This is a genomic window from Kosakonia sp. LAM2021 (assembly GCF_016620385.1).
GTDB classification, from domain to species: Bacteria; Pseudomonadota; Gammaproteobacteria; order Enterobacterales; family Enterobacteriaceae; genus Kosakonia; species Kosakonia sacchari.
This window is the reverse complement of sequence record NZ_JAENHT010000015.1, coordinates 16405-32426: the sequence shown is the minus strand read 5'-3', so window position 1 is coordinate 32426 and position 16022 is coordinate 16405. Positions and strand designations below refer to the sequence as shown.

Annotated in this window: 14 protein-coding genes and 1 other RNA gene; 10 read left to right on the top strand and 5 right to left on the bottom strand. The window is 55.1% G+C overall.

The window, feature by feature from the left end; all coding sequences use genetic code 11:
- Nucleotides 1–11: 11 nt before the first annotated feature.
- Nucleotides 12–671 carry a ribose-5-phosphate isomerase RpiA gene (rpiA, locus tag JKP81_RS21885; protein ID WP_017457599.1) on the top strand — a complete coding sequence of 220 codons (660 nt, stop codon included), beginning with the start codon at nucleotides 12–14 and terminating at the stop codon, nucleotides 669–671.
- Nucleotides 672–938: 267 nt separating this feature from the next.
- Complete coding sequence (serA, locus tag JKP81_RS21880) at nucleotides 939–2171, top strand: phosphoglycerate dehydrogenase (protein WP_200553388.1); 1233 nt, start codon at nucleotides 939–941, stop codon at nucleotides 2169–2171.
- 36 nt (nucleotides 2172–2207) lie between these two features.
- Here the strand turns inward: serA and JKP81_RS21875 are convergent, their stop codons facing one another.
- The 3 genes from JKP81_RS21875 to zapA form a co-directional block, all read right to left on the bottom strand.
- Complete coding sequence (locus JKP81_RS21875) at nucleotides 2208–2804, bottom strand: 5-formyltetrahydrofolate cyclo-ligase (RefSeq protein ID WP_200553387.1); 597 nt, start codon at nucleotides 2802–2804, stop codon at nucleotides 2208–2210.
- Nucleotides 2805–2824: 20 nt separating this feature from the next.
- Nucleotides 2825–3008, bottom strand: a non-coding RNA gene (gene ssrS, locus JKP81_RS21870) — 6S RNA.
- 43 nt (nucleotides 3009–3051) lie between these two features.
- Nucleotides 3052–3381, bottom strand: coding sequence for a cell division protein ZapA (gene zapA / locus JKP81_RS21865; RefSeq protein ID WP_017457603.1), 330 nt, complete (start codon nucleotides 3379–3381; stop codon nucleotides 3052–3054).
- Nucleotides 3382–3608: 227 nt separating this feature from the next.
- Here zapA and JKP81_RS21860 point away from each other — a divergent pair, with 227 nt between their 5' ends.
- From JKP81_RS21860 to JKP81_RS21825, 8 genes are all read left to right on the top strand, one after another.
- The gene (locus JKP81_RS21860) at nucleotides 3609–4187 is read left to right on the top strand and encodes a YecA family protein (protein ID WP_200553385.1); all 579 of its coding nucleotides are present in this window, start codon (nucleotides 3609–3611) and stop codon (nucleotides 4185–4187) included.
- A 24-nt stretch (nucleotides 4188–4211) separates the two neighbouring features.
- On the top strand, nucleotides 4212–5525 hold the full coding sequence (gene pepP / locus JKP81_RS21855; RefSeq protein WP_200553384.1) for a Xaa-Pro aminopeptidase: 1314 nt from the start codon (nucleotides 4212–4214) through the stop codon (nucleotides 5523–5525).
- Nucleotides 5522–6700, top strand: a complete 1179-nt coding sequence (gene ubiH, locus JKP81_RS21850) for a 2-octaprenyl-6-methoxyphenyl hydroxylase (RefSeq protein ID WP_200553382.1) — start codon at nucleotides 5522–5524, stop codon at nucleotides 6698–6700. The genes pepP and ubiH overlap by 4 nt, the downstream gene beginning before the upstream one ends.
- Before the next feature lie 18 nt (nucleotides 6701–6718).
- Complete coding sequence (gene ubiI / locus JKP81_RS21845; protein WP_200553381.1) at nucleotides 6719–7921, top strand: FAD-dependent 2-octaprenylphenol hydroxylase; 1203 nt, start codon at nucleotides 6719–6721, stop codon at nucleotides 7919–7921.
- 423 nt (nucleotides 7922–8344) lie between these two features.
- On the top strand, nucleotides 8345–9439 hold the full coding sequence (gcvT, locus tag JKP81_RS21840; RefSeq protein ID WP_200553379.1) for a glycine cleavage system aminomethyltransferase GcvT: 1095 nt from the start codon (nucleotides 8345–8347) through the stop codon (nucleotides 9437–9439).
- Nucleotides 9440–9462: 23 nt separating this feature from the next.
- Complete coding sequence (gcvH, locus tag JKP81_RS21835) at nucleotides 9463–9852, top strand: glycine cleavage system protein GcvH (RefSeq protein ID WP_045512799.1); 390 nt, start codon at nucleotides 9463–9465, stop codon at nucleotides 9850–9852.
- A 173-nt stretch (nucleotides 9853–10025) separates the two neighbouring features.
- The gene (gcvP, locus tag JKP81_RS21830; protein WP_200553378.1) at nucleotides 10026–12899 is read left to right on the top strand and encodes an aminomethyl-transferring glycine dehydrogenase; all 2874 of its coding nucleotides are present in this window, start codon (nucleotides 10026–10028) and stop codon (nucleotides 12897–12899) included.
- 62 nt (nucleotides 12900–12961) lie between these two features.
- Nucleotides 12962–13705 (top strand): SDR family oxidoreductase, encoded by a 744-nt coding sequence (locus tag JKP81_RS21825; RefSeq protein WP_200553376.1) that lies wholly within the window; start codon nucleotides 12962–12964, stop codon nucleotides 13703–13705.
- Between the two features lie 36 nt (nucleotides 13706–13741).
- Here the strand turns inward: JKP81_RS21825 and JKP81_RS21820 are convergent, their stop codons facing one another.
- Both JKP81_RS21820 and JKP81_RS21815 read right to left on the bottom strand, forming a co-directional pair.
- Nucleotides 13742–15175 (bottom strand): 6-phospho-beta-glucosidase, encoded by a 1434-nt coding sequence (locus JKP81_RS21820; protein WP_200553374.1) that lies wholly within the window; start codon nucleotides 15173–15175, stop codon nucleotides 13742–13744.
- A gap of 116 nt (nucleotides 15176–15291) precedes the next feature.
- Nucleotides 15292–16020: a MurR/RpiR family transcriptional regulator gene (locus tag JKP81_RS21815; RefSeq protein ID WP_086873857.1), complete on the bottom strand. Its 729-nt coding sequence runs from the start codon at nucleotides 16018–16020 to the stop codon at nucleotides 15292–15294.
- Between the last annotated feature and the right edge of the window lie 2 nt (nucleotides 16021–16022).

Here is a 16022-nt window from a genome sequence, read left to right as displayed (position 1 = left end):
GGCAAACGACCATGACGCAGGATGAACTCAAAAAAGCAGTGGGCTGGGCAGCGCTGAAGTATGTAGAACCTGGCACCATTGTTGGGGTTGGCACCGGCTCTACCGCGGCACACTTTATTGACGCGCTGGGCACGATGAAAGGACAGATTGAAGGCGCAGTTTCCAGCTCGGACGCGTCCACCGAAAAACTGAAAAGCCTTGGCATTACCGTGTTCGACCTCAACGAGGTGGACCGCCTGGGCATTTATGTGGATGGCGCGGATGAGATTAACGGCCAGATGCAAATGATCAAAGGCGGCGGCGCGGCGCTGACCCGTGAAAAAGTTATCGCCTCGGTGGCGGATAAATTCATCTGTATCGCGGATGCCTCCAAGCAGGTTGATATCCTTGGCAAATTCCCGCTGCCGGTGGAAGTAATTCCGATGGCGCGTAGCGCTGTTGCTCGCGAGCTGGTCAAGCTGGGCGGTCGTCCGGAATATCGCCAAAACGTGGTGACGGATAATGGCAACGTCATCCTGGATGTTTATGGTCTTGAGATCATCGACCCGATTGCGCTGGAAAACAGCATCAATGCGTTGCCAGGCGTAGTGACTGTGGGGTTATTTGCTAATCGTGGCGCGGATGTGGCGCTGATCGGCACCGCTGACGGCGTGAAAACTATCGTGAAATGATCTGACAGGGAGGCGCATGCCTCCCTGTAAAAAATCTGAAATGGGCAAATTTGGTGATATCTGTCACGTTTTAGCCCTCGTCATGCGTTACCTACCGCTTGCTTCTTGTTTCTTAGCATTTTTCTCTGCCATTTCCCGCTGTATGACATTTCTTCAGATGCCCGACGCAAACGTTCATATTGCCGCGATAGTTTTTTTTGATATGTTGACTAACGCGGATTGCAATCTGCACAACATCACAGTCAAGACAAAAACAGGGTCGGGTAAATGGCAAAGGTATCACTGGAGAAAGACAAGATTAAATTTCTGCTCGTCGAAGGGGTGCACCAGAAAGCTCTGGATAGCCTTCGCGCTGCAGGTTACACCAACATTGAGTTTCACAAAGGCGCGCTGGATAGCGAGCAACTGAAAGAGTCCATCCGTGATGCCCACTTTATCGGCCTGCGATCCCGTACTCAACTGACTGAAGATATCATCGCTGCGGCGGAAAAACTGGTGGCTATCGGCTGTTTCTGTATTGGTACCAACCAGGTGAATCTGGATGCGGCAGCGAAGCGTGGTATTCCGGTGTTCAACGCGCCGTTCTCCAACACCCGTTCGGTGGCAGAGTTAGTCATTGGCGAACTGCTGCTACTGATGCGCGGTATTCCTGAAGCTAACGCCAAAGCGCATCGCGGTATCTGGAACAAGCTGGCGGTTGGTTCATATGAAGCGCGCGGTAAAAAACTCGGTATTATCGGTTACGGCCATATTGGCACGCAGCTCGGTATTCTGGCGGAATCGCTGGGGATGCACGTCTATTTCTATGATATTGAAAGCAAATTGCCACTCGGCAATGCAACCCAGGTGCAACATCTCTCCGACTTGCTGAATATGAGCGATGTGGTGAGCCTGCATGTGCCGGAAAACGCTTCGACAAAAGATATGATCGGGCCGGACGAGCTGGCGCTGATGAAGCCGGGCGCACTGCTGATCAACGCCGCACGCGGTACGGTGGTGGATATTCCGGCACTGTGCGATGCGCTGAAGCGTAAACATCTGGCGGGCGCGGCAATCGACGTGTTCCCGACTGAACCGGCGACCAACAGCGATCCGTTTGACTCTCCATTGTGTGAATTCGACAACGTCCTGCTGACGCCGCACATTGGCGGCTCCACACAGGAAGCGCAGGAAAACATCGGTCTGGAAGTGGCCGGTAAACTGATCAAGTACTCCGACAACGGTTCGACGCTTTCTGCGGTGAACTTCCCGGAGGTCTCTTTGCCGCTGCACGGTGGCCGTCGCTTATTGCACATCCACGAAAACCGCCCTGGTGTGCTAACCGCGCTCAACCAGATTTTCGCCAGCCAGAATATCAACATTGCAGCGCAGTACCTGCAAACCACGCCGTATATGGGTTATGTGGTGATTGATATTGAAGCGGATGAAGATGTGGCGCAGAAAGCGTTACAGAGCATGAAAGCGATTCCGGGTACTATTCGTTCCCGTCTGCTGTTCTAAACGATGTTTTTTCCTCTCCCGCAAGGGAGGGGAAAGTTACCACTGCCATATTCTGGATGGCGTAACCACCGCAGGCAGCGGAATATCCCACTCTTCCACTGGCAGCTTCTCCACACCCTGGCAGTCATGCGCGTAACCCACCGGTTGCAGGCCATATTCGCGCCAGTTTTGTAACGTGCGATCGTAAAAACCACCGCCCATTCCCAGGCGCTGCCCTTGTTCATCAAAGGCGACCAGCGGCGTAATCAGCACGTCGAGCTGGTTGAGCGGCAACACATCGCGCACATCCAGCCTCGGTTCCTGAATTTTCAGACGGTTGACGATCAGTTCACTGTGCGGGTGGTAATACAGAAACAGCAAATTGCCGGGGCTGAATGGGTGCAACACCGGCAAGTAAACGCGTTTACCGCTACGCCAGAGTTGCTCAATCAACGGTTGGGTATCCAGCTCGCCATCAAAAGAGAGAAACAACGCTACGCTATGTGCCATCACAACCGGCGCATACGCCATCATGCGTGCCGCAGCCTGCTGGGCGAAGTGCGTTTGTTGTTCAGGAGTGAGTTCACGCCGGCGCTGGCGAATAACTTTGCGGATTTCTTGTCGTGACGAAGGAAAATCAGGGAGTTGCGTCATGATGGTTGTAAAAAAAGAAGGGAATCTCCGAGATGCCGCCGCTGGCTGTAACCCTTGAACCCTTGGTTCAAGGTGAATGCGTCGTCATAGCTTTAAGGCTTCTCGGACGGACCGAGCATGCTCACCAACCATGGATCGCCACATTCTTGTGGTATGAAATATCGGCTCAGGGGACTGGCCCGCTTGCAAACATCTCAGAGATATTTTTTGGCTTCACGGTCACTCTAACACAGATGACCCTGAAGCGTTATTCAAACTTTGGTCCCGGTCTTTCTGTTATGCGACCTTGATCAAGCAATGCTTGTTCGATGGTCTGCTGTAACATCCGAATACGCTGTTCCATGCTGGCGGCGTATTCGCGGGTCTTTGCTTTTTCCTGAGTCAGCTCGTAACTAATGTTCAACGCGGCGATAAACACCAACTGCTCAGTATTTGTGACTCTAGTGCGAACCTTCAGATCTTGCAACCGCTGATTCAGATCCTCCGCGGCCTGATTCAGAGCATCTCTCTGTTCAGGCGGGCAATTCACTCGCAGTGAACGGCCAAAAATTTGGATATCGACGGGTTGTGCAGACATGCCACCTTCCTGCTGTTTGACTGCGCTCTGCCTTCGCATCCGAGCCCTGGGCTGCGAAGGGGCGACACTATAAGCTACCCCGGCGCGCGCTTTCAAGCTTTTTGCGTCTATACCTTAATGATTCGGAGTGCATGCAAACGCATGGAACGTGAAGCATCACGGGTATATCACCAGGGGCCAAAGTGGTAGCATATCATGAATATTCCCCCCAACGACGACGAATGCGCATGTCTATACAGAACGAAATACCTGGTTACAACGATGTAGCCCAGCTACTCAACCAACAGGGCGTGGGATTACTTCCTGCTGAAATGCACGGGCTTATCGCGGGGATCCTCTGCGGCGGTAACAAAGACAGCTCCTGGCAGCCGTTGCTGCATGATTTAACCAACGACGGTCTGGCATTCGGTCACGAGCTGGCGCAAGCGCTGCGCAGCATGCATTCAGCAACCAGCGACTCGCTGGAAGACGACGGTTTCTTGTTCCAGCTCTATTTGCCGGATGGCGATGATGTTAGCGTTTTCGACCGCGCCGACGCGCTGGCGGGCTGGGTGAACCATTTCCTGCTGGGGCTGGGCGTTACCCAGCCGAAGCTCGATAAAGTGACGGGTGAAACCGGCGAAGCGATTGACGATCTGCGCAACATTGCGCAACTGGGCTATGACGAAGACGAAGATCAGGAAGAGCTGGAAATGTCGCTCGACGAGATCGTCGAATACGTCCGCGTCGCGGCGCTGCTGTGCCACGACACGTTCACGCGCCCACAGCCTACCGCACCGGAAGTGCGTAAGCCCACGTTACATTAATTCACCTTGTAGGGAGTCGGTGTCATGACACAGCTTGAGTTTCTCCGTCGCCGCCAGGCATTGCTGGCGCAGATGGTGCCGGGCAGCGCAGCGTTAATTTTCGCCGCACCGGAAGCCACGCGCAGCGCAGACAGTGAATACCCGTACCGCCAGCACAGCGATTTCTGGTATTTCACCGGTTTTAACGAGCCGGAAGCGGTGCTGGTGCTGATCAAAAGTGATGACACCCACAACCACAGCGTGCTGTTCAACCGCGTGCGCGACAAAACCGCGGAGATCTGGTTTGGTCGTCGCCTGGGTCAGGAAGCCGCGCCGGAAAAGCTGGGCGTCGATCGCGCACTGGCGTTCCCGGAAATCAACGAACATCTTTATCAATTGCTTAACGGTCTTGATGCCGTGTACCACGCGCAGGGTGAATTCGACTATGCCGACACCATTGTGTTCACTGCGCTGGATAAGTTGCGCAAAGGCTCGCGTCAGAATCTGCTTGCGCCGCCAACGTTAACCGACTGGCGACCGATGGTGCATGAAATGCGTTTGTTTAAATCTGCCGAAGAGATAGACGTGATGCGTCGCGCCGGGGAGATCTCCGCGCTGGCGCATACCCGTGCGATGCAGGTTTGCCGTCCGGGGATGTTGGAATATCAGCTCGAAGGTGAGATTCAGCACGAGTTTAACCGCCACGGCGCGCGTTTTCCCTCCTATAACACCATCGTGGGTTCCGGCGTCAATGGCTGCATCCTGCACTACACGGAAAATGAGAGCCAGATGCGTGATGGCGATCTGGTGCTGATTGATGCCGGTTGTGAATACAAGGGATATGCCGGTGATATCACCCGTACCTTCCCGGTAAATGGCAAATTCAGCCCGGCGCAGCGCGAAATCTACGATATCGTGCTGGCCTCGCTGGAACGAGCCCTTGCGCTTTTCCGCCCAGGCACGTCCATCCAGGAAGTGACCAGCGAAGTGGTGCGCATCATGATTACCGGGCTGGTGAAGCTCGGCATCCTGAAAGGTGAAGTCGATGAACTGGTGGAAAAAAACGCGCACCGCCCGTTTTTTATGCACGGCTTAAGCCACTGGCTCGGGTTGGATGTGCACGATGTCGGTGTCTATGGCAAAGATCGCTCGCGTGAGCTGGCACCGGGCATGGTGCTGACGGTTGAACCAGGTCTTTACATCGCGCCGGATGCCGATGTGCCGGAGCAGTATCGCGGCATTGGTATTCGTATTGAAGATGACATCGTCATCACTGAAGACGGCAACGAAAACCTGACCGCCAGCGTCGTGAAAAGCGCTGACGAGATTGAAGCGCTGATGGCGGCATCACGTTCATGAGCGTGATCATTGTTGGCGGTGGCATGGCTGGCGCAACACTTGCGCTGGCGATTTCTCATCTTACTCACGGCAAATTACCTGTTCATCTGGTAGAAGCCAGCGTTCCCGGCGCATCCGCGCATCCGGGGTTTGACGCCCGCGCCATTGCGTTAGCGGCAGGCACGTGCCAGCAGCTGGCGCGTATCGGCATCTGGCAAACTATCACCTCCTGCGCAACGCCGATTTCAACGGTTCATGTCAGCGATCGCGGCCATGCAGGCTTTGTCACGCTGGATGCACAGGATTACCACATCGATGCGCTTGGTTATGTTGTTGAACTGCATGACGTTGGGCAGCGGCTATTCACTCTGTTGCAAAATGCGCCTGGCGTGACGCTGCATTGCCCGGCGAAAGTCAGTGCGGTTGCCCGTAATGAGCAACAGGTGAGCGTAACGCTGGAGAGTGGTGAATCTATTACCGGTCAGTTATTGGTGGCGGCAGACGGCTCTCGTTCACGCATTGGTGAGCAACTGGGTGTGGACTGGCAGCAAGCGCCTTATCACCAGGCGGCAGTTATCGCCAATGTCACCACTTCTGTGGCGCATCAGGGGCGGGCGTTTGAGCGTTTTACCGAACACGGCCCGCTGGCAATGTTGCCGATGTCACAAGGCCGCTGTTCGCTGGTGTGGTGCCATCCGCTGGAAAAACAGCAGCAGGTTGCCGGCTGGTCTGACGAACGTTTCTGCCACGAGTTACAAAAGGCCTTTGGCTGGCGACTCGGGCGCATCCTGCATGTGGGCAAACGTAGCGTTTACCCGCTGACGCTAACCGCGGCCTCTTCGCCTGTCTCGCACCGCGCGGTGCTGGTCGGCAATGCCGCGCAAACGCTGCATCCTATCGCCGGGCAGGGTTTTAACCTCGGCATGCGCGATGTGATGACGCTGGCAGAAACGCTGGCTGAGGCGTGGGCGGTGCAACAAGATGTCGGTTGCTCCCCCGTGTTGACGGGCTACCGCGATCGCCGTCATGCAGATAAAAAAGCCACTATCGGCGTCACCGATGGGCTGGTGCATCTGTTTGCCAATCACTGGATGCCGTTGGTCGTTGGGCGGAATGCCGGGCTGATGGCGATGGAATTATTTACCCCGGCGCGCGATGCGCTGGCGCAACGTACCCTCGGTTGGGTTGCCCGTTAAAGACAAAAGGAGCGAAGAGTGCAGAGTGTTGATGTTGCGATTGTCGGCGGCGGCATGGTCGGGCTGGCGCTGGCCTGTGGTTTACAGGGCAGCGGGTTGCGCGTGGCGGTGCTGGAACAGAATGAACCGACGCCGCTGGCGGAAGATGCTCCTCCGGCGCTGCGCGTGTCAGCGATTAATGCTGCCAGCGAAAAGTTACTGACGCACCTTGGCGTCTGGTCAAACATTATTGCCCAACGTGCCGGGCGCTATCACGGCATGGAAGTGTGGGACAAAGACAGTTTTGGCCGCATCGCGTTTGACGACCAGAGCATGGGCTACAGCCATCTTGGTTACATTATCGAAAACGCGGTGATCCACCAGGCGCTGTGGGATAAAGCCCGGCAATGTAAGGACGTTACTCTCCTGGCACCGGCTGAACTGCAGCAGGTGGCGTGGGGCGAAAACGATGCGTTTCTGACCTTAAAAGATGGCACCATGCTTACTGCACGGCTGGTGGTTGGCGCAGATGGCGCGAACTCCTGGCTGCGCAACAAGGCCGATATTCCGCTGACGTTCTGGGATTACCATCATCATGCGCTCGTGGCGACCATTCGCACCGATGAGCCGCATCAGGCGGTGGCGCGCCAGGTGTTTCACGCCGACGGCATTCTCGCGTTTTTGCCGCTTAGCGATCCGCATTTGTGCTCAATTGTCTGGTCGCTGCCGCCAGAGCAGGCGAAAGCTATGCAGCAGGCGAGTGATGAAGCATTCAACCAGGCGCTGTGTGTGGCGTTCGATAACCGCCTTGGGCTGTGCCGCGTTGAGAGCGAACGTCAGGTCTATCCGCTCACCGGACGTTATGCACGCCAGTTTGCCGGGCACCGCCTGGCACTGGTTGGCGATGCTGCGCACACCATTCACCCACTGGCGGGGCAGGGTGTGAATCTCGGGTTTATGGATGTTGCTGAGTTGATCACCGAGCTGAAGCGTCTGAGCCGCGAAGGTAAAGACATTGGTCAACATCTCTATTTGCGCCGCTATGAGCGCAGCCGTAAACACAGCGCGGCGCTGATGCTGGCCGGGATGCAGGGCTTTCGCGAACTCTTCTCGGGTGCAAACCCGGCGAAGAAACTGCTGCGTGATATTGGCCTGAAACTGGCGGATACCCTTCCCGGTGTGAAAACGCGGTTGTTACGCCAGGCGATGGGGCTTAATGACCTGCCTGAGTGGTTACGTTAACTGCGTCACACTTTCCCTTCCCGGTACCGGGAGGGGATGTCTCTTCCTCATTTGAAATATTCTAATTTCACCGCATTTTTCGGATTAGATTTTCTCATGTCACGTTTTTTTCTTTTCGGGAAAATCCACTCTTTTACAGAGTGAAATGCTGCACTCTCTTCTTTTTTGTCGTTAAAGCTGATTTTTTATGAAGGGTGAATCGTTATTCACCAGAATAATGCTCTGATAGCATTTTGTGCGTGATGGGTCATAAGCTAATGTGATGGACCATTTTTCCTTATGGTTAAGCGCTGCTTTCGGTGATAAGTTCAGGCCAAAGAGAACGTTTGCGTCGGCGTCGTAAAACGGTGTCGGCACCAGTTGTTTTGGCGCAAATCATGCCGCTGAAAAACGTGATGGCTCAGCTTATTCGACGAGGAAAAGATGGCTCAGCAGACCCCTTTATACGAACAACACACGCTAAACGGCGCCCGCATGGTGGATTTCCATGGCTGGATGATGCCGCTGCATTACGGCTCGCAAATCGACGAGCACCACGCGGTGCGCACCGATGCCGGAATGTTTGATGTGTCACACATGACCATCGTCGATCTCAAAGGCAGCCGTACCCGGGAGTTTCTGCGTTATTTGCTGGCAAACGACGTCGCTAAACTCACGAAGCCCGGTAAAGCGCTCTATACCGGCATGCTAAATGCCTCGGGCGGCGTAATCGATGACTTGATCGTCTATTACTTCACTGAAGATTTCTTCCGCCTCGTTGTAAACTCCGCCACCCGCGAAAAAGACCTCTCCTGGATTTCCCAACACGCTGAACCTTATGCCATCGACATCACCGTCCGTGATGACTTGTCGCTGATTGCGGTCCAGGGCCCGAACGCGCAGGCGAAAGCCGCCAGCCTGTTTACTGACGAGCAGCGCCGCGCCGTTGAAGGTATGAAGCCGTTCTTTGGCGTTGAAGCTGGTGATCTGTTCATTGCGACCACTGGTTATACCGGCGAAGCAGGGTATGAAATTGCGCTGCCCAACGAAAAAGCGGCCAGCTTCTGGCAGGCACTGGTCAATGCGGGCGTGAAACCCTGCGGCCTTGGTGCGCGCGATACTCTGCGTCTGGAAGCGGGCATGAACCTGTACGGTCAGGAGATGGATGAAGGTATCTCTCCGCTGGCCGCCAATATGGGCTGGACAATCGCCTGGGAGCCGCAGGAGCGAGACTTTATTGGCCGCGATGCGCTGGAACTGCAGCGTGAAAAAGGCACCGAACAGCTGGTTGGCCTGGTGATGACGGAAAAAGGCGTATTGCGTAATGAGCTGCCGGTGCACTTCACCGATGCACAAGGCAATGTGCAAAAAGGCGTGATCACCAGCGGTACGTTCTCGCCAACGCTCGGCTACAGTATTGCACTGGCGCGTGTTCCGGCGGGGATCGGCGAAAATGCCGTTGTACAGATCCGTAACCGTGAAATGCCGGTCAAAGTCACTAAACCTGTTTTTGTGCGCGCTGGCAAAGCTGTCGCGTAACCTTTTTATCTGGAGAGAATGAAATGAGCAACGTACCAGGCGAACTGAAATACAGCAAAGAACACGAGTGGCTGCGCAAAGAAGCGGACGGCACCTACACCGTTGGCATCACCGAACACGCACAGGAACTGCTGGGCGATATGGTGTTTGTCGACCTGCCGGAAGCGGGCGCGACCGTTAGCGCGGGCGATGATTGCGCTGTTGCCGAATCGGTAAAAGCGGCTTCTGATATCTACGCGCCAATCAGCGGTGAGATCGTGGCAGTCAATGACCAACTGGCGGATTCGCCAGAGCTGGTCAACAGCGAGCCGTATGGCGAAGGCTGGATCTTCAAGATCAAAGCCAGCGACGAAGCAGAAATTGCCGCCCTGCTGGACGCCACAGCCTACGCCGCGCTGCTCGAAGACGAGTAAATACGCCTCATCCTTCGCGTGGCAGACGCGTTGGCTTCCTCGCTCCCCCCAGTTGCTTACTAATGTCAGCACCTGGGGATATGCTGCGTCGCCGCCTTCCTGCAACGCGAAGGGTTCAGCGTATTCAGGTAATTTCTACATCGATTCACTGCACGTTTCAGGAACCATCGCTCATGACACAGACTTTAAGCCAGCTTGAAAACCGTGGCGCTTTCATTGGACGTCACATCGGGCCGGATGCTCAGCAACAGCAGGAGATGCTGAACACAGTTGGCGCGGATTCGTTAAACGCACTGATTGGCCAGATCGTGCCAAAAGACATTCAGCTTGCAACACCGCCGCAGGTTGGGGAATCGACCACTGAGTTCGCGGCCCTGGCCGAGCTGAAAGCCATTGCCAGCCGCAACAAGCGCTTTAAGTCTTACATTGGCATGGGTTACACCGCCGTGCAGTTGCCGCCGGTTATTCTGCGCAACATGCTGGAAAATCCAGGCTGGTACACCGCTTACACCCCGTATCAGCCGGAAGTGTCGCAGGGCCGCCTTGAAGCGCTGCTCAACTTCCAGCAGGTTACGCTCGATCTCACCGGGCTGGATATTGCTTCCGCGTCGCTGCTGGATGAAGCCACCGCCGCGGCTGAAGCAATGGCCATGGCGAAGCGCGTCAGCAAACTGAAAGGTGCCAACCGCTTCTTCGTCGCGGCCGATGTGCATCCGCAAACGCTCGACGTCGTACGCACTCGCGCGGAAACCTTCGGTTTTGATGTGATTGTTGATGACGCGGCCAAAGTTCTCGATCACCAGGATGTGTTCGGCGTACTGCTCCAGCAGGTCGGCACCACGGGTGAGGTGCATGATTACAGCGCGCTGATTAACGAACTGAAATCCCGCAAAATTGTGGTCAGCGTTGCCGCCGATTTGCTGACACTGGTGCAACTGACAGCGCCGGGCAAACAGGGTGCCGACATTGTGTTTGGCTCCGCGCAGCGCTTTGGCGTGCCGATGGGCTACGGTGGCCCGCACGCAGCATTCTTTGCTGCAAAAGATGAATTCAAACGCTCCATGCCAGGCCGCATTATCGGCGTGTCGAAAGATGCCGCCGGTAACACCGCGCTGCGCATGGCGATGCAGACGCGCGAACAGCATATTCGCCGCGAGAAAGCCAACTCCAACATCTGTACTTCGCAGGTGCTGCTGGCCAACATTGCCAGCTTGTACGCGGTGTTCCACGGCCCGGCCGGGCTGAAACGCATTGCCGGACGTATTCATCGCCTGACCGATATTCTTGCTGCCGGTTTGCAGCGTGGCGGCCTGAAACTGCGCCACGCGCACTACTTCGACACCCTGTGTGTTGATGTCGCGGACAAAGCCGCCGTGCTGGCCCGCGCCGAAGCGCAGGAGATCAACCTGCGTAGCGACATTCTCAACGCCGTTGGCATCACGCTGGATGAAACCACCACGCGTGAAGATGTGCAGGTGCTGTTTAACGTGTTGCTGGGCGATAAACACGGGCTCGATATTGATGCGCTGGATAAAGAGGTCGCGCTCGACAGCCGTTCTATCCCGCAGAGCATGCTGCGCGAAGACGCTTTCCTGACGCACCCGGTGTTTAACCGCTATCACAGCGAAACCGAGATGATGCGTTACATGCATTCGCTGGAGCGTAAAGATCTGGCGCTAAACCAGGCGATGATCCCGCTGGGTTCCTGCACCATGAAACTGAACGCGGCGGCGGAAATGATCCCGGTAACCTGGCCGGAATTTGCCGAACTGCACCCGTTCTGCCCGCCGGAACAGGCAGAAGGTTATCACCAGATGATCGCTCAGCTCTCCGACTGGCTGGTAAAACTGACCGGTTATGATGCGCTTTGCATGCAGCCGAACTCCGGCGCGCAGGGCGAATATGCAGGCCTGCTGGCGATTCGCCACTACCATGAAAGTCGCAATGAAGGTCACCGCGATATCTGCCTGATCCCAAGCTCTGCGCATGGTACTAACCCGGCATCGGCACAGATGGCGGGGATGCAGGTTGTGGTGGTTGCATGTGATAAAAACGGCAACATCGATCTGGCCGATCTGCGTGCGAAAGCGGAGCAGGCGGGCGACAATCTCTCCTGCATCATGGTGACGTACCCGTCCACCCACGGTGTGTATGAAGAGACAATTCGCGAAGTGTGCGAAGTGGTGCATCAGTTCGGCGGCCAGGTTTACCTGGATGGCGCGAACATGAACGCCCAGGTGGGTATCACATCGCCGGGCTTTATCGGCGCGGATGTGTCGCACCTCAATTTGCATAAAACCTTCTGCATTCCGCACGGCGGCGGCGGCCCGGGCATGGGGCCGATTGGCGTGAAAGCGCATCTGGCACCGTTTGTACCGGGTCACAGCGTGGTGCAGATTGAAGGGATGCTTACCCGTCAGGGCGCGGTTTCTGCGGCACCGTTTGGCAGCGCGTCAATTCTGCCGATCAGCTGGATGTATATCCGCATGATGGGCGCGGAAGGGCTGAAACAAGCGAGCCAGGTGGCGATCCTTAATGCCAACTACATCGCCAGCCGTCTGAAAGAAGCTTTCCCGGTGCTGTATACCGGACGTGATGGTCGCGTCGCGCACGAATGTATTCTCGACATTCGTCCGCTGAAAGAAGAGACCGGCATCAGCGAACTGGATATCGCTAAGCGTCTGATTGATTACGGCTTCCATGCGCCGACCATGTCCTTCCCGGTTGCCGGTACGCTGATGGTGGAGCCGACTGAATCAGAAAGCAAAGTCGAACTGGATCGCTTGATCGATGCCATGCTGGCAATTCGCGCGGAAATCGAACGTGTGAAACAGGGTGAGTGGACGCTGGAAGATAACCCGCTGGTTAACGCACCGCATACGCAGAACGAACTGGTAGCCGAGTGGAATCACAGTTACACCCGCGAACTGGCGGTGTTCCCGGCAGGTTTTGCCAACAAATACTGGCCGACCGTGAAGCGTCTTGACGATGTGTACGGCGACCGTAATCTGTTCTGTTCCTGCGTACCGATGAGCGAATATCAGTAATACGCTGATTCAGCTATCTTTTAAGGGCGCTTCGGCGCCCTTTTACTTTTCAGGAGACACAGATGGCGATTGCATTAGTCACCGGTGGCAGTCGGGGCATTGGCCGCGCAACCGCGCTGCTGCTGGCGCAAGAAGGCTACACCGTTGCAGTCAATTATCACAGCAACAAACCCGCTGCCGACGATGTGGTAGCGGAAATCGCCGCGCAGGGTGGTCACGCGTTCGCGGTACAGGCCGATATCAGTGATGAAGCGCAGGTACAGGCCATGTTTATGTATATAGATGAAAAACCGGAACCGCTTACCGCGCTGGTCAATAACGCTGGCATCTTGTTTCAGCAAAGCCGGGTAGAGCAACTGAGCGCAGAGCGTATTAATCGCGTGCTGGCGACCAACGTGACGGGTTATTTCCTCTGCTGTCGCGAAGCGGTCAAACGGATGTCCACTCAACATGGCGGGCACGGCGGCGCGATTGTTAATGTTTCTTCGGCTGCGGCGCGCCTCGGTTCGCCCAGTGAATATGTGGATTATGCGGCGTCCAAAGGAGCCGTCGACACGCTCACCACCGGGCTGGCACTGGAAGTTGCGGCGGATGGTATCCGTGTGAATGGCGTGCGTCCGGGGTTTATCTATACAGAGATGCATGCCAGCGGCGGCGAGCCGGGGCGTGTGGACCGGGTGAGTAGCGCGATCCCGATGCGGCGCGGTGGACAACCGGAAGAAGTGGCGCAGGGCATTGTCTGGCTGTTGAGCGACAAAGCGTCGTATGTCACCGGCAGTTTTCTGGATTTAGCCGGTGGCAGATAAGTACTCCTCTCCCGTCAGGGAGAGGAGTTTGCAGTGTCAAAGATTTTCGCCGTTGCTGGCAATCACTTCTTTGTACCAGTTAAAGCTCTTTTTACGGGAACGCGACATATCGCCGGTGCCGTCATCGTGCTTGTTCACGTAGATAAAGCCGTAGCGTTTGCTGTACTGGCCGGTGGTAAAAGAGACGCAGTCGATACAGCCCCACGGGGTATAACCCATCAAATCCACACCGTCGTAGGTCACTGCTTTGACCATCTCTTTAACGTGTGCCCGCAGGTAATCAATGCGGTAATCGTCGTTGATGCTGCCGTCTGCTTCGACTTTATCGTATGCGCCAAAACCGTTCTCGACGATAAACAGCGGTTTCTGGTAGCGTTCGTATAGCTCGCACAACGCATAGCGCAGGCCAACCGGATCAATCTGCCAACCCCAATCAGACGCTTTAACATGCGGATTCGGGACGCTGCCCTGGAAACCGGAGAGCGCATCGCCAGCGCCGCCTTCCGCTTTCACCGCGTTGGTCATGTAGTAACTGAAGCCGAGGTAATCGCAGCAACCTTCGCGCAGAACCGCCTCGTCACCGGCTTCCATGTTGATGGTAAAACCACGGCGTTCCCATTCGTTCAGCACATAAGAAGGGTAGTAGCCGCGCAGTTGCACGTCGGTAAAGACATAACGCTCACGCATTGATTCCTGCGCGTACATTACATCGTCCGGCTTACAGGAGAAGGGATACAGCGGCACCATCGCCAGCATGCAGCCAATTTTCATTGCCGGGTTAATACGATGGCCGATTTTCACCGCCATGGCGCTGGCAACGAACTGGTGGTGCAACACCTGGTACATGGTCTCTTCCGGGTTTTCATGTTCGGTGTAGACCACGCCGGAACAGCAGTAGCCAAACAGCGGCGCGCGCCAGTTGCGCTGGTTGTTGATTTCGTTGAAGGTCATCCAGTATTTGACTTTGCTCTTGTAGCGCTCGAAAACCACTTCGGCGAAGCGTACAAAGAAATCGACCACTTTACGATTGGTCCAGCCGCCGTATTCCTGCACCAGGTGCAGCGGCATTTCGAAGTGGGACAGCGTGATGACCGGCTCGATGTTGTATTTCAGCAGCTCATCAAACATGTCGTCGTAAAACTTCAGCCCTTCTTCATTCGGCTGTTGCTCATCGCCCTGCGGGAAGATGCGGGTCCAGGCGATGGAAGTGCGAAAACATTTGAAGCCCATTTCGGCAAACAGCTTGATGTCTTCTTTGTAGTGACCATGAAAATCAATGGCTTCGTGGTTCGGATAGTACTTGCCGGCTACCACTTCCTGTGTGATTTCACGTGGAACACCGTGCGCGCCGCCGGTCAGAACATCGCAAATGCTCGGGCCTTTGCCGCCTTTATTCCAGCCGCCTTCAACCTGGTGTGCGGCAACCGCGCCGCCCCATAAAAAGTCTTTCGGTAAGGTCAATTTTTTCATCGTTGCTATTCCCGTTATATTGGCTGATAACGAGTCTAACAAAGGCGAATTAAATGTCACGATATAACAAATTGCCGCTGGGGTAATTTGTTACACCGAAAAAACACACTGTTTTTTTATGCTATTTTCTTCGCCAGTTTACGTCCCAGCGACTCGAGAATATAAATAACAGGGATTTGCGTAGTAATATCGTAGCCGCCGCTAATGCGCATTTGCGGCACATGCCAGGAGATATTAAAGTCCGCCAGTTTTGCCAGTCGCGAGTGTTCGTGGCTGGTGATCGACAGTACTTTGCAGTGGTGCAGGCTGAACTGGCTGGCAAAGCGCAGGATCTCTTCCGTCTCACCAGAAACTGACAGGACAATTGCCAGCGCGTTTTTGGCCATATCATTGGTGACCGGAAAATAAGGATCGTCGATATGGTTACTGAATTTACCAATGTTTGAGAAGAATCTTGCGCCATATTTCGCCAGCGCGCCAGATGTGCCTGCGCCGACAAATATAATGCGCTCGGAAGATAATATAATATCAACGGTGTTATCTAATAATTTATCAAACTCGTCATTGTTGACGCTTTTAAAAAAGCTGATTACTTCGCTGGCGCCAAAATTCGCTTGCGGTGGCTCATTTTGTTCTAAATATAATTTAAAACGTACGCGAAATTCAGAATAGCCTTCGCAGTTGAGCTTGCGGCAAAAGCGCAACACGGTCGTGGTGGAGACGCCCGCCGCGTCGGCCAGCTCACGAATGGTCATGTACATCACTTTGTCGCGATTTTTGATGACAAAGTTGTAAACCAGCATCTCCAGAGTATTCAGGCTGGCGATGGCGGAGTGAGTAAACATTG

Coding starts and splice junctions, on each gene's coding strand:
- ubiH (WP_200553382.1), top strand. CDS start 5,522: ATGAGCGTGATCATTGTTGGCGGTGGCATGGCTGGCGCAACACTTGCG.
- gcvH (WP_045512799.1), top strand. CDS start 9,463: ATGAGCAACGTACCAGGCGAACTGAAATACAGCAAAGAACACGAGTGG.
- gcvT (WP_200553379.1), top strand. CDS start 8,345: ATGGCTCAGCAGACCCCTTTATACGAACAACACACGCTAAACGGCGCC.
- JKP81_RS21875 (WP_200553387.1), bottom strand. CDS start 2,804: ATGACGCAACTCCCTGATTTTCCTTCGTCACGACAAGAAATCCGCAAA.
- JKP81_RS21825 (WP_200553376.1), top strand. CDS start 12,962: ATGGCGATTGCATTAGTCACCGGTGGCAGTCGGGGCATTGGCCGCGCA.
- serA (WP_200553388.1), top strand. CDS start 939: ATGGCAAAGGTATCACTGGAGAAAGACAAGATTAAATTTCTGCTCGTC.
- pepP (WP_200553384.1), top strand. CDS start 4,212: ATGACACAGCTTGAGTTTCTCCGTCGCCGCCAGGCATTGCTGGCGCAG.
- JKP81_RS21815 (WP_086873857.1), bottom strand. CDS start 16,020: ATGTTTACTCACTCCGCCATCGCCAGCCTGAATACTCTGGAGATGCTG.
- JKP81_RS21860 (WP_200553385.1), top strand. CDS start 3,609: ATGTCTATACAGAACGAAATACCTGGTTACAACGATGTAGCCCAGCTA.
- zapA (WP_017457603.1), bottom strand. CDS start 3,381: ATGTCTGCACAACCCGTCGATATCCAAATTTTTGGCCGTTCACTGCGA.
- JKP81_RS21820 (WP_200553374.1), bottom strand. CDS start 15,175: ATGAAAAAATTGACCTTACCGAAAGACTTTTTATGGGGCGGCGCGGTT.
- rpiA (WP_017457599.1), top strand. CDS start 12: ATGACGCAGGATGAACTCAAAAAAGCAGTGGGCTGGGCAGCGCTGAAG.
- gcvP (WP_200553378.1), top strand. CDS start 10,026: ATGACACAGACTTTAAGCCAGCTTGAAAACCGTGGCGCTTTCATTGGA.